This window comes from Microthrixaceae bacterium (genome assembly GCA_023957975.1).
GTDB lineage: Bacteria > Actinomycetota > Acidimicrobiia > Acidimicrobiales > Microtrichaceae > JAMLGM01.
In genome coordinates this window covers 24597-49105 of record JAMLGM010000005.1, presented here as the reverse complement: position 1 = coordinate 49105, position 24509 = coordinate 24597, and the positions used below count along the sequence as shown (strand labels likewise).

Genomic DNA, 24509 nt, shown 5'->3' with positions numbered 1-24509 from the left:
TCGTTGTGGCCGTGACGCACCTGATCGTTTCCTCCAGCCTCGTAGTAGTGCGCTAGCGCCGCAGCCGATATTCCTGCGTGCGCGTCCAAGGTCCCTCCGGGGGCCTTTCGTCTTTTTCGGATGGGCGATCCGAGATCGGTCCGACCGGCTCCCGCCGATGTGGGAGATCGACCCGAAGCGGGTCGCAACGACGAGTGGGAGGCAGCGCAGGAACTGACGCCGAGGCCGGCGAACGACCAAACTTGTCACGATCCGACATCAACTGTCAGAGAGAAGATCCATGGGTGAACAACAGGGAGAACAACCGACCCGAATGACCGGGGCGGAGGCGCTGATCAAGGCGCTCGAGCTCGAGGGCGTCGAGGTGATCTTCGGATTGCCCGGGGGATGCATCCTTCCCGTGTACGACCCGATCATCGACAGCCCCATTCGCCACGTGCTCGTCCGACACGAGCAGGGCGCCGGGCATATGGCCGAGGGCTATGCCCACGCCACTGGACGTCCCGGTGTGGCGATGGTGACCTCGGGGCCGGCGGCCACCAACATCGTGACGCCGCTGTGCGACGCGTTCATGGATTCGGTCCCGATGGTGGTCATCACCGGTCAGGTCTCCGTCGCGGCCATCGGCACCGACGCGTTCCAGGAGTGCGACACGATCGGAATCACCCGATCGGTCACCAAGCACAATGAACTGGTCACCAGCGCCCAAGACATCCCGCTCGCGGTGCGCCAGGCGTTTCACCTGGCGACCACCGGCCGTCCGGGCCCGGTCCTGCTCGACATTCCCAAAGACATCATCGATCCGACGCATCCGAACTCGATGATGGAGTGGCATTGGCCGACCGACGAGGAGGTGGCCGCGTCGCTGCCCGGTTACAAGCCGACGACCAAGGGTCACCCCCGCAAGATCAAGGAGGCCGCCGAGCTCATCACCGCTGCCCACCGTCCGGTGCTCTATGTGGGCGGCGGAGTGTTGAAAGCCCGCGGTGCCGAGGCCCTGCGGGAGTTGGCCGAACTGGCCGACATTCCGGTCGTGACGACGTTGATGGCGCGCGGTGCGCTGCCCGACGATCACGAGTTGAACCTCGGGATGCCCGGGATGCACGGCAACTACACCGCGGTCACCGCCATGCAGGAGTCCGACCTGTTGATCGCGCTCGGCAGCCGATTCGACGATCGGGTCACCGGCAAACTCGACGGCTTCGCGCCCGATGCGAAGATCATCCACATCGATATCGACCCGGCCGAGTTGGGCAAGGTCCGGCGGCCGGACGTTCCGATCGTGGGCGACGCCCGCCTCGTCGCCGAAGAGCTCATCCGGGTGCTTCGTAACCAGGGCGCTCCCGACAACCAGACCGATCGCACCCCATGGCGTTCGACGCTGTCGGGCTGGCAGGAGAAATACCCGCTCACCTACGAGCAGTCCGCTCCGGGGGGATTGCTCAAGCCGCAGTTCGTCCTCGAACAGATCCGCGACCTGTCGCCGCGCGACACGATCGTCGCGTCGGGGGTCGGCCAGCACCAGATGTGGACTGCCCAGTACTGGAATTTCCAGTACCCGTACACCTGGATCAACTCGGGCGGACTCGGCACGATGGGCTTTTCGGTTCCTGCCGCCATCGGCGCGAAGGTCGGCATGCCGGATCGCACCGTGTGGGCCATCGATGGCGACGGCTGTTTCCAGATGACCGCCCAGGAGATGGTGACGGCCGCGACCGAACGGATTCCGGTCAAGATCGCCATCCTCAACAACGCATATCTCGGCATGGTTCGCCAGTGGCAGGAGATGTTCTACGAAGAGCGCTACTCCGAGGTCTACCTGTCGCCGGACCTGCCCGACTACGTGAAGTGGGCCGAGGCGATGGGTTGTGTCGCCATGCGCGTCGAGTCGCCCGAGGAGGTCGCTCCGGCGATCGAGAAGGCGAACTCCATCAATGACCGTCCGGTCGTGTTGGAGTTCCGCACCGACGCCTCGGAGAAGGTTTTTCCGATGGTGCCTCCGGGCAGCACCAACAGCCAGATCGTCGTCGGTCCCGGCGAGGAGGACGTCGTCCAGTGAGCGCACCAAACGCACCCAAGCACCACATGTTGTCGGTGCTCGTCGAGAACAAGGCGGGGGTGTTGGCCCGGGTGGCGAGCCTGTTCGCCCGCCGCGGGTACAACATCTACTCCCTCGCGGTCGCCCCGACCGACGATCCGGCCTACAGCCGCATCGCCATCGTGGCGGATGCCGACAGCGCCCCGCTCGAGCAGATCGTCAAGCAGCTCAACAAGTTGATCAACGTCATCAAGATCTCCGAACTCGACCCGAATGACGCCGTCGAACAGGAGTTGATGGTGTTGACGGTGAGCGCGGATTCGGCGACCCGCTCGCAGATCGTCGAGTTGGCGAACATTTTCGGGGCCCGGATCATCGACGTCGGCCATTCCGACGTCACCATTTCGGCCGCCGAGGTCCCGTCTCGCCTCGACGATCTCGAAGACCTGTTGCGTCCCTACGGGATCGTCGTGGTCCAGCGCACCGGCCGCATCGCCCTTCCGCGACTCGATCGCAGCCGGCTCTGACCGGCACCCGTCATCGGCGTCCCGACGTCGAAATCTGCATCGTCGTATTTCCGAACCCCCGCTCGTGCCAGTAGTTTCGGCACGCTCGAACACCCGAAAGGTACCACCCTCCATGGCCAACGTTTTCTACGAGAAGGACGCCGACCGTTCCCTCATCCTGGGTCGCAAGGTCGCCATCCTCGGCTACGGCTCCCAGGGCCACGCTCACGCGCTCAACCTCAAGGACTCCGGCGTGGAGGTCGTGGTCGGCCTTCGTGACGGGTCATCGTCGAAGGCCAAGGCCGAGGCCGCCGGTCTCACCGTGATGGGGCTCGCCGAGGCGTCGGCGTGGGCCGACCTGATCATGATCCTGTTGCCCGACACCGAGCAAAAGGACATCTACGACGAGTTCATCGCCCCGAACCTGAACGCCGGCGATGCGCTCTTTTTCGCCCACGGCTTCAACATCCGTTACGAACAGATCGTGCCGCCGACCGACGTCGACGTCGCGCTCGTCGCCCCGAAGGGCCCCGGCCATCTCGTTCGACGCACCTACACCGAGGGTGGCGGCGTGCCGTCGCTCATCGCCGTTCACCAGGACGCGACCGGCAACGCCCGTGCGCTCGCCATGGCCTATGCCGACGCCAACGGCGGCACCCGCGCCGGTGTGCTCGAAACCACCTTCCCCGAGGAGACCGAAACCGATCTCTTCGGCGAGCAGGTCGTGTTGTGCGGTGGTCTGACCTCGCTCATCAAGGCCGGGTTCGAGACCCTCGTCGAGGCCGGGTATCAGCCCGAGGCGGCGTATTTCGAATGCCTGCACGAGGTGAAGCTCATCGTGGATCTCATCTACGAAGAGGGCATCGAAGGCATGCGCTACTCGATCTCCGACACCGCCGAGTACGGCGACCTGACCCGCGGCCCGCGCATCATCACCCCGGCGGTGAAAGACGAGATGCGCAACGTGTTGGCCGAGATCCAGGACGGCCGCTTCGCCGACGAGTGGATCAAGGAGTCGCGTTCGGGTCGGGCGAACTTCCACCGCCTCGAGGAAGAGGGCAAGACCCATCAGATCGAAAAGGTCGGCAAGGAGCTTCGTGCGCTGATGCCGTGGATCTCCCAGGGCAAGCAGTCGGTGAAGGACGCCGCTGGCGGTCAGTCCTGACGCTCGAAGCCTGACGCTCGAAGATCGTCGCTGTTCATCCGGCTGGAGTTGGCGCTTGGCGTCGCCTCCAGCCGGATGATTCGCGTCCGGGGGCGCGTCACGCGCCGTGGCGCAACACCCCGTCGCGGTAGGTGGCGCTGACGGCGATGCGTGAAATGCGCGTGGCGTCCACTCGGAACGGATCGTCGTCGAGGACACACAGGTCGGCCGATTTGCCCACCTCCATCGTGCCGGCGCGGTGATCCTCGCGAAGCTGCCAGGCGGCGTCGCTGGTGACCGCCCGCAGCCCGGCCTCGACGCTGATGCGTTCGGCATCGTTGAGCACCTCGCCGTTGGCCGCCATGATCCGGTTGACGGCATCTTCCACGTAACGCAGCGGCTCGAGCGGGGTCACGTTGTAGTCGGAGTGCAGCGAAATGCGCAGGCCCGCAGCGAGCGCTGAGGCACACGGGTCGTAGTGCATCGATCGCTCGGGGCCGAGCAGCCGGTCTCGAAACGCCTCGCCCCACCAGCGGATGTGTCCGATGAGAAACGACGGGGACAGCCCGAGCCTCGCCATGCGTTCGATCTGTTCGGGGTGCAAGACGCTGCAGTGCTCGATGCGATGGCGGTGATCCTCGCGCGGCGTCGCTTCGAGCGCGGCCTCATACGCGTCGATCGTGGTGTCGATCGCGGCGTCGCCGTTGGCGTGCACCCCGATCTGCCAGCCGCCGCGGTGACAGCGATCGATGGTGGCCGCGAGTTGTTCGACGGTGAAGTTCAGCTCGCCTCGCGAGGTCGAATTCAGGTAGGGCTCGCGCTGGTAGCCGGTGCCGGCCTGATTCGATCCGTCGCTCCACGCCTTCATGCCGGTGACTCGGAAGTCGTCGGTGCCCCATCCGGGCACGATTCCCGTACGTTCCCAGGCGTCGAGGTGGTCGGTGGTCAACATTCCCCGATACCGAACGGGGGAGTTCTCGTCGATCGCGGATGCCAGCAGGTCGAGGTCCGCCGGGCCTCCGATCCCGATGCCACAGTCGTGCAACATGGTTGCCCCGACACTCGCCGCGTGGTCGAGTAACCGGCGGATCCGGGCGCGCATCTCGGTGGCGTCGGGAAAGGGCGCGTGGAGGATGAATGCTGCGATCGCCGCGGATTCCTCCACCCGGCCGGTGAGACGTCCGGTCGCGTCGCGAACGAACCGTGCGGCCGGCGGGTCGGGGGTCGTGTCGTCGACCCCGGCGATTCGCAGCGCGACCGAGTTCACGTAGCCGATGTGGGCGTTGGATTCGAGGACGAACGCGGGGCGGTCGGGCACCAGGCGATCGAGCACGTCGCGGTCGAGTTGGGGATGGCCGACGGTGATGGTCGGGTCGAACGCCTTGGCCAGCACCCACCCTTCGCCAGTGGTGGCCGCAGCGGCGAGTGCCTGAAACACCAGGTCCGCGGTCGGGGTGGCGATGGGGCCGACGTCGACGAAGTCGTCGAGCACGACCATGGCCGAATGCATGTGGGCATCGATGAGGCCCGGGACCACGGTGCGGCCGTCGAGATCGAGCACCTCGGTGCTGGAATCGGCGAGGTGGCGCAGTTCCCCTGCCGAGCCGACGGCCGCGATCCTTCCGTCGCGGATGGCGATGGCCTCGGCGATCGTCGAGGCCGGATCGAGGGTGTGCACGGTGGCGCCGAGAAGGAGTCGTTCGATCGGGCGGGCGGAACCGGGGGTGACCCGGTGGTGCGCGGTGGCCATCCGGGCGAGGCGGGCCGGGCGCATGGGACCTGTCGGGCGAGCAACCGTGCGGGTTCGAGCGATGACTCCGAGGGGGCCGCATGCTTCACACATGGGGCCACCCTACGGTGCGGCGCCCCGACGGCGTCGTCGATTCAGCTCCAGTCGGGGTGATGTACGGCGACGATGTCGGGGTAGCTGCGCAGGTAGTAGTTCATGAGTTGCTGGCCGAAGGTGTCCGCGGAGGCCGAGTTCGTTCCCGCCTGGCCGGCGAGCAGTTCGTCGCGTTTGGCCATGAACCCGGCCTCGGCGTGACGCGGTGAGGCCGCGACGGCGTCGAGGTATCGCTGCGGCATCGAAAGCGGCACGAGCGCCGTGCGCAGATCGGCACCGTGGAAGTAGGCCGAGGAGGTTCGAGCCTGCGACGCGATGACCCGGTGGTTGGTGGCGACGAAGTAGTTTCCGGTCATTCGCTGGAGGATCTCGCCGAGGTTCACGACGAACGCGTCGTCGCGAGGCGAAATCCCGGAATCACCGCCTCGTCGGGCCACTGGTTGGGTCCGTCGATGCGCAGGTAGGCCGGTTCGACGCCGACGGGGTAGGCCTCGTATTCCACCGCGAGGTCGAGCTGTTCGCGGTAGTCGACCCGGTTGTCGGTGAGTTCCGCACCGACGCGCTCCCATCCCCGAAACTGAGGGGACCTGGCCTTGTCGATCGCGCTTCGGTGCTCGAGGGGTAACGCGAAGAACCGTTCGACGAAGTCGAAATGTCGTCGACGGAACTCATCGGGAACGCCGTGACCGACGAGTTCGAAGAACCCGACGTGGTGGCAGATCTCGCGGACTTCCTCGGCGAGTTCGCGCCGTTGCGTCTCGGTCCCGTCCCAGCGGCGAAGGTCGACCTCGACGAGCGTCGGGGCAGTCGCGCCGTGTCGGGACACAGCGATGGAAGGCGACGGTTGGTAGGTCACGGAGCGACTGTAGGCCGCTCGTCGAAACCGTCGCGAACCGTCAGCTTTGATTCAGCATCGATTCATTCCTCGAAGGTGACGCGGGCACCTGCGTCGCCCGGTTCGCTGAGGCCTCGGTAGGTTCCAAAGCACCACATGTTGCCTTCGGGATCGGCCACGGTGAACTGCGCCGCACAGTAGGGAGTCGACTCCATCTCGCGTTCGATTCGGGCTCCGGCGGCGACGCATCGGTCGTAGATGGGGAACGGATCTGCGGTGACGACGTACATGCCCACACGGCCGGGCAGCGTCGAGAACTCCGATCCCTCGCGTTGGCTGGTGCCGAGCATGAATCCTCCGCCTTCGGGCCACCAGAGCTCTGCGTGGTGGATGATCTGAGGGTCATCGGGATCCTCGACGACGAGCGTCGCCTCGAAGCCGAAGACGTTGGTGAGGAACTCGATCGCGGCGTTCGCGTCGGTGTAGTTCTGGCTGCCCCACACCGTCGGCGGGGCTGCGTTGTTCGGGTGGGTTTCGCTTTTCGGGTCGCGTGGTTCGGTCATGTGGTCAGCGTCTCATGTCGTCGGCGGCGGTGTCTTGAACGTTTGGGAAAACCTCGTCGCGCAGCCATCCCGTCGGCGTGGTGCGACAGATTTGGCGCCATTGCCTGGTCATGTGGGCATGATCGGAAAACCCACACGCCGCGGCTGCATAGGCGAGGGAGCCGGTCGGGTGGGCACGTAGCCATTCCACGGAGCGGTGAAAGCGCAAGACTCCGGCGATGGCCTTGGGGGTGAGGCCGTATTCCTCGGTGAAGCGTGCGGTGATGAGCCGTCGACTCCAGCCGAGTTCGCTCGCGATCGCGGAGATCGAAGCGCGACCGTCGGTGGCACACAAGATGTCCCACGTGTCGCTCGCCGCGGCGTGGACAGCGTGACGGCGGTCCTCGTGGCGATGCAGCACCTCGAGGAGCACCGCGTCGAGCGCGGCGAATCTCTGCGGCCAACCCGCAACATCGGCGGTTCGGTCGTAGATGTCGCGCCCCAGCGACCCCGGCCACAGGTCGTCGAGGTCGACCGCAAGGCCGGCGAGTTCCTTCGAGGGCATGGCGAACAACGCCCGGGCGCCTTGGGGTGTGAAGTTCAGTTGGATGCCGTGCTGGTTCCCGGTGTGATCGATTTCGACGGCGATCGGATGGATGCCGCTCGCCATCGCCAGATGGGTCGAGCCTTCATGGTCCGTGTCGGGATGCATCCGCAACCGGAGTGGATCGTCGTAGCTGATGATGACGGTGAGGGAACGAGACGGCATGCCGAGGTGGACCCCGGCGGGGAACCCGGACATGCGATACCCGATGATCGAGTCGAAGTAGCCCGCCAGCGCCGGTGGCGGCCGGTGGGGGATCATCTCGTTGAGCGTCGTCGGAGCGGATCCGGGCATCGTTGCCACGGTATCGGCTGGTGTCGCTCGTCGTGGCGGGTCGAAGCAGAATGGGCACCGTGATGACCGACTGGAATCCGGTGCTGCGCGGCGAGTTCGACGAGGGGTACTGGAAGGAACTTCGAGCTTTCGTGGCCGCTGAGCGCTCGCAAACCGTCGTCTATCCGCCACAGGAACAGGAGTTCGCGGCGCTGCGACTCACGCCGTACGCGCAAACGAAGGTGCTGATCCTCGGCCAGGACCCGTACCACGGTCCGGGGCAGGCGCACGGGCTGTGCTTCTCGGTGACCGACGGCGTGAAGCCACCGCCGTCGTTGGTGAACATCTACAAGGAGCTCCACAGCGACCTGGGCTGCCCGATTCCATCCCACGGCAACCTCGAGCCGTGGGCTCGCCAGGGGGTGCTGTTGTTGAACGCGGTGTTGACGGTGCGGGCGCACAAGGCCGGCTCGCACGCGAACAAGGGGTGGGAACGCTTCACCGACCGCGTGATCTCAGCGGTGTCGGACAAACCAGAGCGGGTGGTGTTCATCTTGTGGGGCGCCTATGCGCGCAAAAAGAAGCCGCTGATCGATACGTCGCGACACGTCGTCATCGAATCGGCCCATCCGTCTCCGCTCTCGGCCCATAACGGGTTCATCGGGAGCCGACCGTTCAGTCGAGCGAACGAGGCACTCGCCGAGGCCGGACGAGATCCCATCGAGTGGTGCTTGGGCTGAGTCGCGAGACGTCCGCCTTCACTCGGCGACGACCCCGGCCATCATCGACACCTCAGCGATCGTCGGGACGGCCCCGGTCGTAGTGACCCGCTCGGCGACGAGGTTGCGCACCTCGCCGCTCGCCCGCCAGCCCACCACCCGCCAGGCGTGACGTTCACCCGTGTGATCGATCGCCTCGACGGTCCAGGGGCGTCGAAACACGACCTTGGTGACGACGCCGATCACGAACAGGACGAGCAGCAAGGCGAGTTCGCCGAGCGCAATCAGCAGCGGGATCCCGAGGAAGATGAACAACAACGCCGCGGCGATCACGAGGAGCGCGATGGCGATCCCCTCGCCGAGGTCGGGAAGGCACCCGTCGCCGGCATCGAGTAGGTCCGCGCCCTCGCTCATTCGGCGCCGCGCCTTGGAGTTCCGGCTCCGAAAGCGGGACCAGTAGCTGTCGTTTCCGAGCTGTCGCGGCACCCACCGACGACGAACCACCCAGGTTCCCAAGGGGGTTTCGACCTTCACGCCATCACCCGTGCTCCACGATTCTCACGTCCGCCAGTGTGCCAGGAGATATCGAGAATCGATGTCGGAAGAGACCGGTAGCGTGGAGCCATGCGAGTGAGCGTCTCGGCGTCGTCCGCCAACCTCGGCCCCGGTTTCGACAGCCTCGGGCTCGCGCTGACTCTGCCGTTCATCGCGTCGACCGAGCCGGGTGAGTCGTTGCTTCAGGCAGACGACCGCCATCCGCTGGTGGTCGCGTATCAGCGCGCCGGCGGTTCGAGGCCGCTGTGGTGGCGCTCGCCGATCCCTCCAGGGCGCGGCCTCGGCTTTTCCGGTGCAGCACGCGTGGCGGGTGCCCTGCTCGGGGTGGAGGAAACCGGCGATGCAGAATCCGAGGCGCAGGTCCGCGCTCGAGCCTTGGAGCTCGCGATCGAACTCGAAGGACACCCCGACAACGCGGCGGCCTCGATGCTCGGTGGCCTCACCGCGGCGGTGGGCACGACCGCGGTTCGGGTGCCGCTCGGCGCTGCGCTCGACGTCGTGGTGTGGTGGCCGACGACGGTGACCTCCACCCGAAAGGCGCGAGCGGCGCTGCCCGAGATGGTGCCCTTTGTCGACGCCGTGTTCAACGTCGCCCACGCGTCGGTGCTCGTCGCTGCGCTCGCAGCCGGCGACCTCGATGCGATCGGCGAAGCGATGCACGACCGTCTCCACCAGGACCTCCGCCTCGCCATGTCGCCGCCATCACAGGAGGCGCTGGACGCGATGCGAGCCGCTGGGGTTGTCGCGGCCTGGCTCGGCGGTTCTGGGCCGACCGTCGCGTGTTTTGTCGAACCGGGCGACGGCTTGCGGGTGGTGGCGAAGTTGCCGACATCAGGGGTCGCGAGGGTGCTGCAGATCGATGACCGCGGAGCACGGTTCACGTGAGGGCACCTGCCCGAGCTAAACCCGACTTGTTTGGTCGGGAATTGGGAACCTAGGGTGCTCGTCACAGCGGTCTATTCAACGACAGACCTACTCAACGACAGACCTACTCAACGACAGACCTACTCAACGACAGACCTACTCAACGACAGACCTACTCAACGAAGACCTACTCAACGAGGAGTGCAAATGAGCGAGTCATGGGGTTTCGAGACCCGGCAGATCCACGCCGGTCAGGAGCCGGATCCGACCACTGGCGCGACGGTCGTGCCGATCTATCAGACGACCTCCTATCAGTTCCGTGACTCCGATCATGCGGCCAACCTTTTCGCGCTCAGCGAGATCGGCAACATCTACACCCGTCTCATGAACCCCACCCAGGGCGTTCTCGAGGCCCGACTCGCCTCGCTCGAAGGGGCGCTCACCACGGCGGTCGGGCTGCCCGGCGCGCTTGCGGTGGCCTCGGGGCAGTCGGCTGCGACGCTGGCCATCCTCAACATCGTGGAGGCGGGGGAGCACCTCGTGGCGTCGCCTTCGCTGTACGGCGGAACCTACAACCTGTTGCATCACACCCTGCCCAAGCTCGGCATCGAGGTGACCTTCGTCGAGGATCCCCACGACCTCGATCAATGGCGCGACGCCACCAAGGAGAACACCCGGGCGTACTTCGGTGAGGTGCTCGCCAACCCTCGAAACGACGTGTTCGACATCGAGGGCATCTCGACGCTCGCCCATGAACTCGGGGTTCCGCTCATCGTCGACAACACCGTGCCGTCGCCCTATGGCATCAACCCGATCAAGTGGGGCGCCGACATCGTCGTTCACTCGACCACCAAGTTCATCGGCGGCCACGCCACCTCGATCGGTGGCGCCATCATCGAGGGCGGAAGCTTCGACTACACCGCACACGGCAAACACCGCGGCATGATCGACCCCGATCCGTCCTATCACGGCCTCGCCTTCCACCCGGCGCTCGGCGCCGGTGCGTACACGGTCAAGGCTCGCGTGCAACTGCTTCGAGACCTGGGCCCCGCCACCTCGCCGTTCAACGCGTTCTTGACGCTGCAGGGGGTCGAGACGCTCAGCCTCCGCATGGAGCGTCATTTCGAGAACGCCCAGACGGTGGCGGACTTCCTCGTTCGGCACCCGCAGGTCCGCAGCGTGAACTACAGCGGGCTCGACTCCTCACCGTGGCACAAGCGTGCCGAGAAGTACTTCGAGGGGCGCGGCTTCGGCTCGGTGCTCGCGTTCGAGATCGAGGGCGGTCGCGAGGCCGGGCGCAGCTTCGTCGACTCGCTCAGGCTGCACAGCCACGTCGCCAACATCGGCGATGTTCGTTCGTTGGCGATTCACCCGGCCTCGACCACCCACAGCCAGCTCACCCCCGAGGAACAAGCGGCCTCGTCGGTGACCCCGGGGCTCATCCGCCTGTCGGTCGGCCTCGAAACCATCGACGACATCCTCGCCGACCTCGAGGTGGGCTTCGCCGCGGCGAAGTAGCAGTACAGCGCCGTCAGTCGAGGGTGAGCTTCGGTTCACCCTCGACGACGGTGAGCGTGGCCGGCAGGCCGATCAGTTCGATGTCGCTGCCGGCTAAACCGGTCGCGGCGAGGGCGAATGACGCGCCCTTGTGTTCGCCGGCGGTGATAGTGATTTCCACCCCGGCGACCCGCTGTTCGTCGTCGGGGTGCGCCATGGCGTCGACGATGAACACGTCGTAGCTGCCATCCGGCAGCGGGGGTTGATCGCTCACATCGTCTCCGCCATCGAGACCTCGCCGCTGCCTCGCAGGATGTTCTTCAACAGCTTGCCCGACGCATTCCGGGGCAGCTTGCCGTCGTGGAACTCGACGTAGGTCGGAACCTTGAACGGAGCGAGGCGCTCGGCGACCCAGGCACGCACCTCGTCGGCATCGAGGGTCTCACCGCCCACGACCTCGATCACGGCCTTGACCTCCTCGCCGAGGCCGTCGTGGGGCACGCCGATGATGGCGGCATCGGCAATTCTGGGGTGTTCGACGAGGCAGTTCTCGATCTCGACGCAGTAGACGTTCTCGCCGCCGCGGATGATCATGTCCTTCGAGCGGTCGGTGATGTGCAGGTAGCCGTCGTCATCGATGAATCCGACGTCGCCGGTGTAGAGCCATCCGTCGCGGATGGTGGAGGCGGTGGCATCGGGCTTGTTCCAGTACCCGGCCATCAACAGGGGACTCTTGACGAGCACCTCGCCCGTGGCCCCGGCAGCGGCGAGGCCTGCGTTTCCGTCGGAGATTCCGAGGGTCACCGTCGGCATCGGCAGCCCGACGGTATCGGCGCGGTTCAACGCGTCGTCGCCCACCAATACGGTGGCGGCCGAGGAGGTCTCGGTGAGTCCGTAGGCGTTGGTGGTGGCGGCGACGTTGGGGAAGGTCTCGCGGATGCGGCGCTGCAGTTCGTCGGCGGAGGGCGAACCGCCGAACCCCACCGAGGTGATCGTCGACGTGTCGAAGTAGTGCCGGTTCGGCGACTCGCAGACCCGCCACACCATGGTCGGCACGGTCGACCAGGTCGAGGCCCGCTCGCGCTCGATCAGTTCGAGCGCCTTGTCGGGTTCGAACTTGCCCTCGATCATCGCCAGGCGCATGCCGGCGAGGGCGCCCACGACCATGGAGGTGTGACAACCGGAGACGTGAAACAGCGGCGAGGTGAACAGCGCGACCGGTTGGTCTCCGCCGGAGGACGCCGCCGCTGCCTGATCGGGATGGTTCGCCGCAAGGAGCGCCGCCGATGCGGTGACGACGAACACCGTGTTTTGCAGGTTGCAGACCATCGAGCGGTGGGTGCTGATGGCGCCTTTCGGGCGACCCGTCGTTCCCGAGGTGTAGAAGATGACCGCGTAGTCGGCTTCGTCGATCGCGATGTCGGCAATGGTGGTTGCGCCTGGAGCGGACCCAGCGGTCGGTGTCAGCAGGTCTGCGAATCGGTAGAGCTTTGCTCCGTCGGAACCGGCCGGGGTGACCTCGGCGGGGTCGCAGTCGATCAGGTAGACCCGCTCGAGGAAGTCGAGACGATCGACATCGTCTTTGATCCGTTCGAATCGCTTGCGGTCGGCCACGAGCACCTTGGCGCCGGAGTCTTCGAGGCCGTAGAGGATCTCGTCGTTGGTCCACCAACCGTTGAGGCCGACCAGGACGCTGCCGATGTCGACCGTGCCCCAGAACGTCAGGCACCATTCCGGGCAGTTCTGCGCGAGGACCGCTACCCGGTCGCCCTTGGCCACTCCGGCCGATTGGAGAGCGGCCGACACCGCGTTCGCCTGGTCGAAGAACTCGCCGAAGGTGATTCGTCGATCGCCGTAGACGATGAATTCCTTCGGCCCGTGGGCGAGTTGTGAGAACTGGGCGACCTCGCGCAGCGACCCGAACCGGTTGGTGTAAACGGTCTGTTCGATGCCGTCGATGAGCTCGGTCGTCGTTTCGAACTGAGCGCCGGGGGCGGTGAGCTGCGCGGTGATCTCCTGAAAGGTCAACATGGCCAACAGTCTGCCAGTGTGACCACCGTCACGGCGGGAATCAGCCGGCGGGGATGCTTCGTCGCGTCGCCTCGACGACCCAATTGGCCATCAGCACCGCACCACCGTTTTCGAAATGGACCCCGTCGGGCCGCATCCGGGTCGCTTCGTCGCCGGTCGGACACTGGCCGTTCGGACACACCCAGGCGGCGAGGTCGAGCAGCCGAGCGGAGTCGGGCCGGGCGGCGATGGCGTCGCGCAGCGCTGCGTTCAAACAGTCGATGTTGGCGTCGTTGCGGCGTACCGCATCCTCGCCGGACATGACCAGCATCTTGGAGCGGTTGTAGGCGATGTTCGCCAACGCGACCCGGGCACCCTGCGACGCGATCTCGTCGATCTCGGCGATGACATGGTCGCGATAGAAGTCGTGATAGCTGCTCGAGCACACCGGATGCCAAGCGCCCCCGACGTTGACCTCCTCGAAATAGACGGTCGATCGGATGACGATCACGTCGGTCGGAGCGAACCCTTCGATGGTGCTGCGCCAGGCGTTGCGCCACGCGGTGCAGTTGCGGGTGGGAGCGACGGGCGTCTTGTTCGCCAGGCGAAGTCCGTCGCCGAATCCGGCGATTCCGCAGCCGATCATCGAATGGGACAGCGCCGGTATGCCCGCGGTCTTGGCCGAGGCGAGGAAGTCGCGTTGGATGCCGGCCGCAACCGAGTCGCCGAGCATCAACAGCCGTGGAGTGGGCGTCGGGGTGGTCGACGGGTTGCTCGCCGGCGCCGCAATCGCCTGGCCGCCCGCCGGTGTCGAGTCGGGTGCCGGCGCCTCGGATTCGTCGAGCGGTGTTGCCGGGTCGGCGACGCTCGTGGCGCCTGCGACGGCCGCGTTCGGGTCGGTGGGTTGGGCATCGGTGGTGGCGCTCGCCGCGCTGTTCAGGTCGCTGTCGACGTCATTGCCCATCGGGGTCGACATGGTGTCGCTCGGCGCTGCCACGAGGAGGCGCTGGGTCGGCGTCGACGAGGAGGTCATCACTGCGCCCACCCCGGCGGCGCCGATCACCACCGCCGCGGTCGCGGCCAGCGGGGCGAACGACTTGATGCTGGTGAACGAGCGAAGCCGGATGGGCTGTTCGACCAGCGAGGTCAACACCGCCGCGATCGGAACGCTGAGCGCGACGACGATCAGGCCGCGCACGGTCGGTGAGGTTTCGGGGGCGGAGGAACCGAGCCAGATGTGGATCGGCCAGTGGACCAGGTAGAGGGCATAGGAGATCATTCCGAGCCGCCGAAGCGGCCGCAGGGTCATGAGTCGGTGGAACCAGTCGTTGGTGTTGCGACGTGCACAAGCGAGAACCAGCATCAGCGAGCAGATTCCGCTCACCAACAACAGCGCCCACTTCGCAAGGTTGATCCGGTCGAACGACAACGTCGCCCACAACACGACCGAGACGATGGAGGAGACTACGACGATCGCGCCCATCCAGCGTGATTGCACGAAGCGGGGCAGACCTCGTGCGATCCACAGCGCGGCAGCGGCACCGATCAACAGGGCACCGATGCGGGTGTCGGTGCCGAGATACACGCGGTCGGTCGGGGCGTCGGTCGCGACCAGAAACAGTGCCCACGCGGAGGTGACGGTCGCCGCCACCGCCAGCAGGAACGCCACCGCACGGGGGTTTCTCGCCCAGCGGTAGAGCATGATCACGATGACCGGAAACACGAGGTAGAACTGCTCCTCGATGGCCAACGACCACAGGTGACGAAGCGGCGAGGGCGCGCCGTAGCTCGTCCAGTACCCGCTGCCCAACAGTTGTTCCCAGTTCGAGGTCCATGTGAACGCGGCGGCGAACTGGCGACCGATTCCCACCGGCCGCTCGTTCGGGCCGGCGATGGCGACGTACGCGCCGACCGAACCCAACACGATGAACAGCGATGGGGCGAGCCGGCGAAAACGCCGCGCCCAGAACCGGCGGAGGTTCAACGAGTTCGTGCTGGCGATCTCGGCGGTGATGATGCGGGTGATCAGAAACCCGCTGAGCACGAAGAACAGGTCGACGCCGAGAAAGCCCCCGGGGAGCCAACCGAGGTGATACGCGACGACCGCCGCGACGGCAAAGCCGCGAAGACCGTCGAGCGCCGGCAGGTAGCGCGGCCGCCGCAGGCGCGGGGCACCGGCGGGCGGTGACTCGATGGCGAGCTGTGCGGTCACGTGGTCGTGGCGGGGAAGCGGTTGGAGGGGCGGCTCGACGCGGGCTCTAGAGCCGCTCGAGGACGTGATCGATACAGCCGGTGAGCTTCGCGATGTCGTCGGGGTCGATGGCCGGGAACATCGCCACCCGCAACTGGTTGCGGCCGAGCTTGCGGTATGGCTCGACGTCCACGATGCCGTTTGCCCGCAGAACCGCCGCGAGGCGTTTGGCGTCGACGGTGTCGGCGAAGTCGATCGTGGCGACCACATGGGACCGCATGGCGGCATCGGTGACGAAGGGGGTCGCCAACTCGTGGGCATCGGCCCAGCCATACAGCGTCTGTGCCGAGGCGTCACAGCGCCCGGCGGCGAACTCGAGCCCGCCGTTGTCGAGAACCCAGCGGATCTGCTGGTTGGCCAGGAACACCGTGGCGAGAGCCGGCGTGTTGTAGGTCTGGTCCTTGCGGCTGTTGTCGAGCGCAATGCCTAGGTCCAACATGGCCGGGGTCCAACGCCCGGAGGCACGGATTTGTTCGATGCGTTCGATGGCGCGTGGCGAACACGCTGCGATCCACAGCCCGCCGTCGGAGGCGAGGCACTTTTGGGGGGCGAAGTAGTAGACGTCGACCTCGTTCATGTCGACGCGAAGCCCGCCCGCGCCTGAGGTGGCGTCGACGGCGACGAGCGCATCGGCGGCGATGCCGGCGGGGCGGGTCAGCGGCATCGCGACCCCGGTCGAGGTTTCGTTGTGGGTCATCGCGTAGAGATCGATCCCGTCCTCGGCCACCGACACCGGGTGGGTGCCGACCTCGGATTCGACCTTCGACGGGTCACCGAGGAAGGGCGCCGCCTTCGACGCGGAGAAGAACTTCGAGCTGAACTCTCCGAACACCAGGTGCTGGCTGCGCTCGCGGATGAGCCCGAAGGTGGCGGCGTCCCAGAACAGAGTCGACCCGCCGTTTCCGATGAGGACCTCGTATCCGTCGGGCAGGGAGAACAGTTCGGCGACGGCGTTGCGCAGCGCTCCGACCTCGAAGAGCACCGCAGCCTGGCGGTGCGACGTGCCCAGATAGCCGGTCGAGGCCGCCAGGGCCTCGATCGCCTCGGGGCGGATCTTGGAAGGGCCACAACCGAAGCGGCCGTCCGCGGGGAGCAGGTCGGAGGGGATGTTGATCGTGTCGCTCATCGCCCTCAGTCTCCCAATGATCGCCCCTCGGTGGAAATCAGTTCGACAGATGGCTGAGGTGGGTGGGAAATGAATTCGACGCGGGCCGTCGTGCGGCCAAGAATTGCCCACGTGACCGAATCAAGCGCATCCCACAAGCCACGAATTTCCCGGCGCATCGCCGCGATCGCCCCGTCCGCAACCCTCGCGGTCGACGCGAAGGCCAAGGCGCTGAAGGCGAAGGGGGAGCCGGTCATCGGTTTCGGTGCCGGTGAACCCGACTTTGCAACCCCCGACTACATCGTCGCCGCCGCGATCGAGGCGGCGAAGAACCCGGTGGCACACCGCTACACCCCGGCCGGTGGGCTGCCGGCGCTGCAGGCCGCGATCGCCGCGGCGACGCTGCGCGACTCCGGGGTCGAGGTGGAACCGTCGCAGGTCATCGTCACCAACGGCGGCAAACACGCCCTGTACAACGCGTTCGCAACCCTGCTCGACCCCGGCGACGAGGTCTTGTTGCCGGCCCCGTACTGGACGACGTATCCCGAGTCGATAGCTCTGGCCGGCGGGGTCACCGTCGAGTTGCCCACCGACGAGTCGACCGGATTCCGGGCGACGGTCGAACAACTCGAGGCCGCGCGAACCGAACGGACCAAGGCGCTGGTGTTCGTGTCGCCCTCCAACCCGACCGGTGCGGTGTATCCCCGCGACGAGGTGGAGGCCATCGGCCGCTGGGCCGTCGAACACGGCATCTGGGTGATCACCGACGAGATCTACCAGCACCTGGTCTACGGCGACAACGAGTTCACCTCGATGCCGGGAGTCGTGCCGGAACTGCGCGACACCTGCCTGATCGTCAACGGGGTCGCCAAGACCTACGCGATGACCGGCTGGCGGGTCGGTTGGATCGTCGGGCCGACCGACGTGATCAAGGCCGCGACGAACCTGCAGAGCCACGCGACCTCCAACGTCAGCAACGTGGCCCAGTACGCGGCGATCGCGGCGCTCGAGGGCGGCCTCGACGCGGTCGACGAGATGCGTGCGGCCTTCGACCGCCGACGGGTGACGATGTGGAAGATGCTCTCGGAGATTCCCGGGGTCACCTGCCTCGAACCGGAGGGGGCCTTCTACGCCTTCCCGAACTTCACGGGCCTGCTCAACATCTCGCTCAACGGTCGGGTCGCCACCACGACGCTCGAACTCGCCGACCTCATCTTGGAGGAGGTCAACGTGGCCTTCGTTCCGGGCGAGGCCTTCGGTGCGCCGGGATACGCCCGGTTCAGCTTCGCGCTCTCCGACGAGGACATGATCGAGGGCATCCGTCGCATCGCGGATCTCGTCGCGTCCAGCTCCTGACCTTTCTCGCCAGCTCGTGAACACGCCCCGACGGCCCTGTGGCCGACGTCGGGGCGTGTTCGCGTGGGGTCGTGTTCGCGTCGGGGGGGCGTGGGGCCGTTTCGAGGGCATCAGGCGGTTTCGGCAAGCGCCCGCGATATCGTCGACACGGCATGGCTGAACTCGCGCCCTACGGCTCCTGGCACTCACCGATCACTGCGCAGCGCGTGATGTCGGCCACCGCTCGCCTCGGCGAGGTGGCGATCACCGATGACGCCGTGTTCTGGTCGGAGGGGCGTCCGGCCGAGGGCGGCCGGATTCAGATCGTGAAGCGCACCCCCGACGGGGAGTTGTTCGACCTGCTCCCCGACGGATTTTCGGCGTCGAGTTCGGTGCACGAGTACGGCGGCGGTGCGTGGTGGGTTGACGTCGACACGCTGTTTTTCGTCAACGGCGCCGATCAACGGATCTACCGGTGCGATCCCGGGTTCGTCCCCGGATCCAAGCCGACGCCGGTCACCCCGGCGCCGCGACGGTCGCGAGGTCTGCGGTACGCCGACGCGTCCATGACCCCCGATCGTCGCTTCATCGTCTGTGTTCAGGAGGCCCATCCGGGCGAACAGGGCCTGCCGCGAGCCACCGAATGTGTCAACCGGCTGGTCGCCGTGCCGGCGGTGGGCGGCGAGCCGGTGGTGTTGCGCGAGCACGCCGATTTCGTCATGTCGCCGCGGGTCGACCGGTTGGGCGAGTGGGTGGTGTGGGTCGAATGGTCGCACCCGAACATGCCCTGGGACGCCACCGAGTTGTGGATGGGCCGCCTGGACACGTCGAGTGGAACCCCGCGGCTCGTGAACCCGACCAAGGTGGTCGGCGACGGCCACGAGTCGATCGTGCAACCGCGGTGGGATCACGACAATCACCTGTGGTTCTGTTCGGATCGCAACGACTGGTGGAACCTGTACCACTTCAACGAGCAGGGTGCGCCGACCGGCGAACCGCACGTGGTTGCCGAAGGCCCCTGGGAGGTCGGCACGCCGCCGTGGGTGTTCGGTCTGTCGCGCTACGACTTTCTTTCCGATGACCGGGTCGTGTTCGCCTATTCCAGCGACGGCATCGACCATCTCGCGGTGTACGACCAGCTCAGCACCCGCGTCGATCGACTCGAGGTGCCCTTCACGTCGGTGCAACAGGTTCAGGCCTGGACCACCACCGTCGTGTTCGTCGGCGGGAGCTTCACGCTGTCCGCGTCGGTCGTGGCGACCGTCGTCGGCAGAAACGGTGCGACCTCGCGCATCGAAAGCATGCGTCCGGTCGCCGACCCGCCGATGACCTCGGCGTACATCTCGGTCGGCCAGCCCATCACGTATCCGACCGTTCACGGTGTCGCCCACGGGATCTACTACCCGCCGACGAACCCCGATTTCGTCGCACCGGAGGGGACCCGTCCGCCGCTGGTGGTCATGATCCACGGCGGTCCGACCGCATCAGCCACCCCGGAACTCAGCCTTCGGACCCAGTACTGGACCTCCCGGGGGTTCGCCGTGGTCGATGTGAATCACCGTGGCAGCACCGGGTTCGGCCGCCAGTTCCGCGACCTGTTGCGCGGCGAGTGGGGTGTCGTCGACGTCGAGGATTGCATCGCCGCCGGCGAGTTCCTGATCGGCGCAGGCCGTGCCGATCCGGATCGGTTGATCATCCGCGGCGGGTCCGCCGGTGGATTCACGACCTTGGCGGCGCTCACGTTCCACGATGCGTTCAGCGCCGGTTGTTCGCTGTATGGAATCGCGGATCTCGAGCTGTTGGTGGGCGACGACCACAAGTTCGAATCGCGCTACACCTTCAGCCTGGTCGCCAACCTGCCCGAGGGGCGCGAGGTGTTCATCGAGCGCTCGCCCATCCATCACATCGAACGCCTCACCGCTCCGGTCATCTTGTTCCAGGGCACCGAGGACCTCGTGGTTCCGGCGAATCAGGCCGAGGTGATGGCCGCCGCGCTCGATGCCCGCGGCGTGCCGCACAGCGCCGTGTTCTTCGCGGGGGAAGGCCACGGCTTTCGCCAGGCCGACAACATCGTGCGGTGCCTGGAGGCCGAGCTGAGCTTCTACGCGCAGACCCTCGGGTTTCCACATCCCGAGGGGGTCGACCCGGTCGAGGTCAAGCACCTGTGAACGCTCGCCTCGCGCCATGGGCGCTGACGTGTCGTCGGTCGCAACGTTGCGACACCCGTCACGGTGGTGAATCTCGGTTCGGGGCCGGGGCGCCGCGCCGGTAGCATCGGCGGACGTGGCACGAGTACTCGTAACTGAAGCAATCGCCGACAACGGTCTGCAGCGTCTGCGCGACGCCGGGCACACGGTCGACATCCAGCTCGACTGGACCCCCGAATCGCTCCTCGAACTGGTGAAGGGGGCGCACGCGCTGATCATCCGGTCGGCGACGCAGGTGACCCGCGAAGTGCTCGAGGCGGGACGCGACCTGGTCGTGGTCGGGCGTGCGGGCATCGGGCTCGACAACGTCGACACCGCCGCGGCAACCGAACTCGGCGTGATGGTGGTGAACGCCCCGCAGTCCAACGTCGTGTCGGCGGCGGAACACACCATGGCCATGTTGCTGAGCCAGGCCCGCAACATTCCCCAGGCCCATTCGGCGCTCAAGGCGGGGCGTTGGGAGCGTTCGAAGTGGAACGGCGTCGAACTGGGCGACAAGACCCTCGGCATCATCGGTCTCGGCCGGATCGGGCGGTTGGTGGCTCAGCGTGCGCTCGCGTTCGGCATGAAGCTCATCGCGTATGACCCGTTCGTCAGCGAGGACGCAGCCCGGCGCATGTCCACCGAGCTGGTGAGCCTGGATGAGCTGATGGCCCGATCCGACTTCGTCACGTTGCACCTGGCGAAGACCCCCGAGACGATCAACCTGATCAACGCCGAGTTGCTCGCCAAAGCCAAACCCGACATGCGCATCATCAACGTCGCCCGCGGTGGCATCATCAACGAGGCCGACCTCGCCGACGCGGTGCGCAACAAGGTGATCGCCGGCGCAGCCATCGACGTGTTCGATTCCGAGCCGTGCACCGAGTCCCCGTTGTTCGACGTCGACGAGATCATCGTGACCCCGCACCTCGGGGCCTCCACGGTCGAAGCGCAGGACAAGGCGGGCGACACGATCGCCGACATGGTCAAGCTCGCCCTGTCCGGCGAATTCGTGCCGTTCGCGGTCAACGTCTCGGCGGGTGAGGTGTCCGAGACGGTCCGGCCGTACCAGGCCTTGGCCGAGACGCTCGGCGGCCTGCTCGCCGGCCTCGCCGGGGGTGCGAAGGGGGCGCTCGAGATCAGCTACGACGGACAGATCGCCGAGTACGACACGAGAATCCTCACCCTGTCGGTGCTCAAGGGGTTCTTCGGCGCCATCAGCGAAGATCCGGTGTCTTATGTGAACGCTCCGCAGATGGCCGCCGACAAGGGCATCGACGTGAACGCCACGCAGTCGACGACCCCGAAGGACTACGTGAACCTGATCACGGTGCGGATCGGCTCGAACTCCATCGCCGGGACGCTTGCGGGGCTTCGTGCCGTTTCGAAGATCGTGATGGTCGACGGGTTCGCGGTCGACATTCGTCCGTCGGCAAACATGCTCGTCGTGCGCAACGACGACGTGCCGGGCATGATCGGCCTCATCGGCACCGCCGTGGGGGCTTCGGGGGTGAACATCTCCGACATGGTCGTCGGCGAGGACGCCGATGGGGTGGCGGCACTCATGGTGCTGTCGACCTCCGAGGCGGTTGCGGATTCGGTGGTCGCCGATCTCGAGGCTCGCGAGGGAATCGTGAGCGTCAACCGCGTTCGCGGCTGACGCGCCGCCGTTGGCCGCCGTTGGCCGCCGTTGGCCGTTCTGTAGGTAATCGCGGTTGTTATGGCCACCGCGATTACCTACAGAACGCTGACGCGAGCTGGGCTGGTGGTGCGGGCTAGAACGCTGCGAACCCGGTGAGGCGGAAGTCGTCGGCGCTGAACACCCCGATGCCCCACCACGAGAACGTGACGACCGAATCGCCGAGGGGGAACGCCCGGGTGATCGGGAACACCCATTGCGTCGGGGCCGGGGCACCGATCGACGGTTCGGAGACAGCGATGTCCTCCGTTGCCGAAACACCCGGTGCGGCAACGGGTGCCGTGGTGGTGGGGGCGTCGGTGGTGGCCGGTTCAGTTGACGCGGGCACAGTGGTCGCTGGCTCGGTTGTCGCAGGTTCGGTGGTGGTCGGTTCGGTGGTGGTCGTTGGAGCCGGATCCGGCACTCGGTTGTCGTGGGTCAGACGGGTGAGCGGCTCGATCGTGTCCTCGGAGACGTGGAACACCGCCGCGCCGCCGTCATCGCTGTAGGTGCAGCGCTCCCAATCGGCGTAGCAAGCGTCGGTGTAGATGACATAGGCCAGGCGTCGCTCGGCGTCCCAGGTGAATGCGTGGGGATCGTTTCCAGCCTGGAAGGCGAGGTCGGTCGCGGTCCAGGTGTCGAGTTCGCTCGGCTTGGTCGGGTCGGAGACGTCGTACAGCGACACCTTCGCCCCCGTTGTCATGCCGTTGTCGTCGGCGTCGGCCCCGATACCGAGGACGAGATGTTCGCCGACCGGGTGCAGGTAGTTGCTGAACCCGGGGACCTTCAGTTCACCGAGCACCTTCGGGTTCGCCGGGTCGGCAACGTCGACGACGTAGAAGGGGTCGGTCTGTTCGAAGGTCACGACATACGCGGTGTCGCCGACGAATCGAACCGACTGGATCGTCTCGCCCGGTCCGAGGCCCCACACCTCACCGACGACCTGCAGCGCTTCGCCCTCGGCTCGCAGCGTCATGACGCCGGATTCGCCCGACCCCCAGGATCCCTTGGTGGTCGCCACCCGAAGCGTGTCGTCGGACTCGCTCATCGAGTACTGGTTGAGGACGTGGCCGCTGATCTGGCCCGACGCGACATAGGTGGCGTTTGCCGAGCCGGAGGTGGCGAACATGTGGAGGTCGGTGGTTCCGCCGGCGTCGCCATCGGTGTCGGCTGCAAAGGTCCGCCAGTTCCAGACGGAGGTGGCGAGGTAGATGGCGTCGGTGCTGGCGTACACCGTCTCGGCGGTGCCGGTCACCGCTGCCGATTCCATCGAGTCGACACCGTCGGCGAAGGTCAGCACGGTGACCGTGCCGTCACCGGCGTTTTCGGCGGGCAGGTAGGTGTCGGCACATCTGGTGACGAGATCGCCGGAGTCGTCGACGGGCAGCCAGTCGGTTGCCGTGGTCGTCTCGATGTATTCCGTCATCGCCTTGGTCGACGCTTCGGTGTACGCCTCCCACGACCGTTCGTCGTCGGAGTACGGGTACTCGGGCATCGGAGCCTGGTAGTAGGGCTGCTTGGAATTGGAGACGATGACCCGCACCGTCCCATCGCTCATGCGGGCGTCGGTGAGCCACCCCTCGACGCTGCGGGTCGCAACGACCGTCGGTTGGCCGCCGAGCGCGACCTCCACAACCTGAACCGCCGAGGCCCCGGGGCTCCAGCCCATGTCGAGGGCAGCATCGTCGCGGACGCCGCCGGAGGCGCCAGCGGGGGAGTCCTCTGTCTGGAGCCAAGAGGACCCCAACACCATCACCCGGTCGCCGGTGAGGAACAGGGAGGCGGCGCTGAACCCGTCGGGCAACGTCACTCGACCACTGACCGCTGCGGCGCCGCCATCGAGGTCGACCACGATGAGTTCCTGGCCACGGATCGACACGACCCGTCGGCCGTCGGTCTTGATCATGTCGGCCTCGTCGACCCCGGCCTCCTGGTTGTTGGTACCGGTCGCGGTCTCGTCGAATGATGCCTTGTCGTCTGAGGACCCAGCGGTCGACGACTCAGGCGTCGCCGTCCGGTTGGACTCCCGCGCAGCCGGTACCGTCGCCGGCGCTGCGCCGTCGGCCGCGGAACCCGCCGCATCCGCCGTGGCGAAAACGTCGCCCCCATAGCCGTACCCCTGTTGGGCCGACACCATCTCTTTGGCGGCTGCCTTGAAGTAGGCGACGACGTCGTCGCAGGTCTGCGCCCGAGTGAGCGCTGCGGCGCTCAGCCCGAGTCGCGGGAAGTCGTACCTGGTGGTCGGCGCCGTCGAGTTACCGGCGATGGGGTCGTTCGCACAGCCGCCGGACAACATGGCGACGCTGCACAGCGCCGCGACCGCTGCAGCTGTGCGGAACCCAGGATTCTGGCGAATATGGCGTTTGCGAAGGTTGGGCATGTCCGGCTCCTCATGTCGCTGCGACGCAGATGTCCGACGGCGTTTGGGAGTTGGACGTCGCCACCGCGGGGAAAGTTCCGCGGTGATCAAGAAATTGTCGTGCTGCACGCGGCGAGGGGTCGACGACGCGAGCGCCGTCGA

20 protein-coding genes are annotated in these 24509 nt (G+C 66.5%); 9 read left to right on the top strand and 11 right to left on the bottom strand.

The genetic code is table 11. From position 1 onward, the window contains the following. Nucleotides 1-280: 280 nt before the first annotated feature. From M9952_08945 to ilvC, 3 genes are all read left to right on the top strand, one after another. Nucleotides 281-2059 (top strand): acetolactate synthase large subunit, encoded by a 1779-nt coding sequence (locus M9952_08945; protein MCO5313044.1) that lies wholly within the window; start codon nt 281-283, stop codon nt 2057-2059. Continuing rightward, the gene (gene ilvN / locus M9952_08940; protein ID MCO5313043.1) at nt 2056-2565 is read left to right on the top strand and encodes an acetolactate synthase small subunit; all 510 of its coding nucleotides are present in this window, start codon (nt 2056-2058) and stop codon (nt 2563-2565) included. Before M9952_08945 ends, ilvN begins: the two co-directional genes overlap by 4 nt. Nucleotides 2566-2677: 112 nt before the next feature. Next, nucleotides 2678-3709, top strand: a complete 1032-nt coding sequence (gene ilvC / locus M9952_08935; protein ID MCO5313042.1) for a ketol-acid reductoisomerase — start codon at nt 2678-2680, stop codon at nt 3707-3709. A 97-nt stretch (nt 3710-3806) separates the two neighbouring features. Here ilvC and M9952_08930 read toward each other — a convergent pair whose 3' ends face one another. From M9952_08930 to M9952_08910, 5 genes are all read right to left on the bottom strand, one after another. Then, entirely contained in the window at nt 3807-5531 is a 1725-nt protein-coding gene (locus M9952_08930; protein MCO5313041.1) for an amidohydrolase, read from the bottom strand. Between the two features lie 41 nt (nt 5532-5572). After that, a complete protein-coding gene (locus M9952_08925; GenBank protein MCO5313040.1) occupies nt 5573-5887 on the bottom strand; it encodes a hypothetical protein in 315 nt (104 codons plus the stop codon). A gap of 23 nt (nt 5888-5910) precedes the next feature. After that, nucleotides 5911-6387, bottom strand: a complete 477-nt coding sequence (locus M9952_08920; GenBank protein MCO5313039.1) for a 2-oxoglutarate and iron-dependent oxygenase domain-containing protein — start codon at nt 6385-6387, stop codon at nt 5911-5913. Between the two features lie 62 nt (nt 6388-6449). Then, complete coding sequence (locus M9952_08915; GenBank protein MCO5313038.1) at nt 6450-6929, bottom strand: VOC family protein; 480 nt, start codon at nt 6927-6929, stop codon at nt 6450-6452. 4 nt (nt 6930-6933) lie between these two features. Then, nucleotides 6934-7806 carry a helix-turn-helix domain-containing protein gene (locus M9952_08910; GenBank protein MCO5313037.1) on the bottom strand — a complete coding sequence of 291 codons (873 nt, stop codon included), beginning with the start codon at nt 7804-7806 and terminating at the stop codon, nt 6934-6936. Nucleotides 7807-7868: 62 nt separating this feature from the next. Here M9952_08910 and ung point away from each other — a divergent pair, with 62 nt between their 5' ends. After that, nucleotides 7869-8525, top strand: coding sequence for a uracil-DNA glycosylase (gene ung, locus M9952_08905; protein MCO5313036.1), 657 nt, complete (start codon nt 7869-7871; stop codon nt 8523-8525). Nucleotides 8526-8543: 18 nt separating this feature from the next. On the opposite strand, the gene M9952_08900 is transcribed toward ung, so the two are convergent. After that, the gene (locus M9952_08900; GenBank protein ID MCO5313035.1) at nt 8544-8918 is read right to left on the bottom strand and encodes a hypothetical protein; all 375 of its coding nucleotides are present in this window, start codon (nt 8916-8918) and stop codon (nt 8544-8546) included. 210 nt (nt 8919-9128) lie between these two features. On the opposite strand from M9952_08900, the gene M9952_08895 reads away from it, so the two are divergent. Both M9952_08895 and M9952_08890 read left to right on the top strand, forming a co-directional pair. Further along, nucleotides 9129-9944 (top strand): hypothetical protein, encoded by an 816-nt coding sequence (locus tag M9952_08895; GenBank protein MCO5313034.1) that lies wholly within the window; start codon nt 9129-9131, stop codon nt 9942-9944. A 186-nt stretch (nt 9945-10130) separates the two neighbouring features. Continuing rightward, entirely contained in the window at nt 10131-11441 is a 1311-nt protein-coding gene (locus tag M9952_08890) for a bifunctional o-acetylhomoserine/o-acetylserine sulfhydrylase (protein MCO5313033.1), read from the top strand. A 13-nt stretch (nt 11442-11454) separates the two neighbouring features. Here the strand turns inward: M9952_08890 and M9952_08885 are convergent, their stop codons facing one another. From M9952_08885 to serC, 4 genes are read right to left on the bottom strand one after another with little or no spacing between them, the layout of a single operon-like run. Next, a complete protein-coding gene (locus M9952_08885; protein ID MCO5313032.1) occupies nt 11455-11694 on the bottom strand; it encodes a hypothetical protein in 240 nt (79 codons plus the stop codon). Continuing rightward, the gene (locus M9952_08880) at nt 11691-13451 is read right to left on the bottom strand and encodes an acyl--CoA ligase (protein MCO5313031.1); all 1761 of its coding nucleotides are present in this window, start codon (nt 13449-13451) and stop codon (nt 11691-11693) included. The genes M9952_08885 and M9952_08880 overlap by 4 nt, the downstream gene beginning before the upstream one ends. A gap of 40 nt (nt 13452-13491) precedes the next feature. Further along, the gene (locus M9952_08875) at nt 13492-15642 is read right to left on the bottom strand and encodes an acyltransferase family protein (GenBank protein MCO5313030.1); all 2151 of its coding nucleotides are present in this window, start codon (nt 15640-15642) and stop codon (nt 13492-13494) included. A 46-nt stretch (nt 15643-15688) separates the two neighbouring features. Beyond that, nucleotides 15689-16807: a phosphoserine transaminase gene (gene serC / locus M9952_08870; protein MCO5313029.1), complete on the bottom strand. Its 1119-nt coding sequence runs from the start codon at nt 16805-16807 to the stop codon at nt 15689-15691. A 111-nt stretch (nt 16808-16918) separates the two neighbouring features. Between serC and M9952_08865 the strand changes: the two genes are divergently transcribed. From M9952_08865 to serA, 3 genes are all read left to right on the top strand, one after another. Beyond that, nucleotides 16919-18142 carry a pyridoxal phosphate-dependent aminotransferase gene (locus M9952_08865; protein MCO5313028.1) on the top strand — a complete coding sequence of 408 codons (1224 nt, stop codon included), beginning with the start codon at nt 16919-16921 and terminating at the stop codon, nt 18140-18142. A gap of 152 nt (nt 18143-18294) precedes the next feature. After that, on the top strand, nt 18295-20289 hold the full coding sequence (locus M9952_08860; protein ID MCO5313027.1) for a prolyl oligopeptidase family serine peptidase: 1995 nt from the start codon (nt 18295-18297) through the stop codon (nt 20287-20289). A gap of 115 nt (nt 20290-20404) precedes the next feature. Continuing rightward, the gene (gene serA, locus M9952_08855; protein MCO5313026.1) at nt 20405-21970 is read left to right on the top strand and encodes a phosphoglycerate dehydrogenase; all 1566 of its coding nucleotides are present in this window, start codon (nt 20405-20407) and stop codon (nt 21968-21970) included. A gap of 115 nt (nt 21971-22085) precedes the next feature. On the opposite strand, the gene M9952_08850 is transcribed toward serA, so the two are convergent. Next, nucleotides 22086-24368 carry a beta-propeller domain-containing protein gene (locus tag M9952_08850; GenBank protein MCO5313025.1) on the bottom strand — a complete coding sequence of 761 codons (2283 nt, stop codon included), beginning with the start codon at nt 24366-24368 and terminating at the stop codon, nt 22086-22088. Nucleotides 24369-24509: the final 141 nt, after the last annotated feature.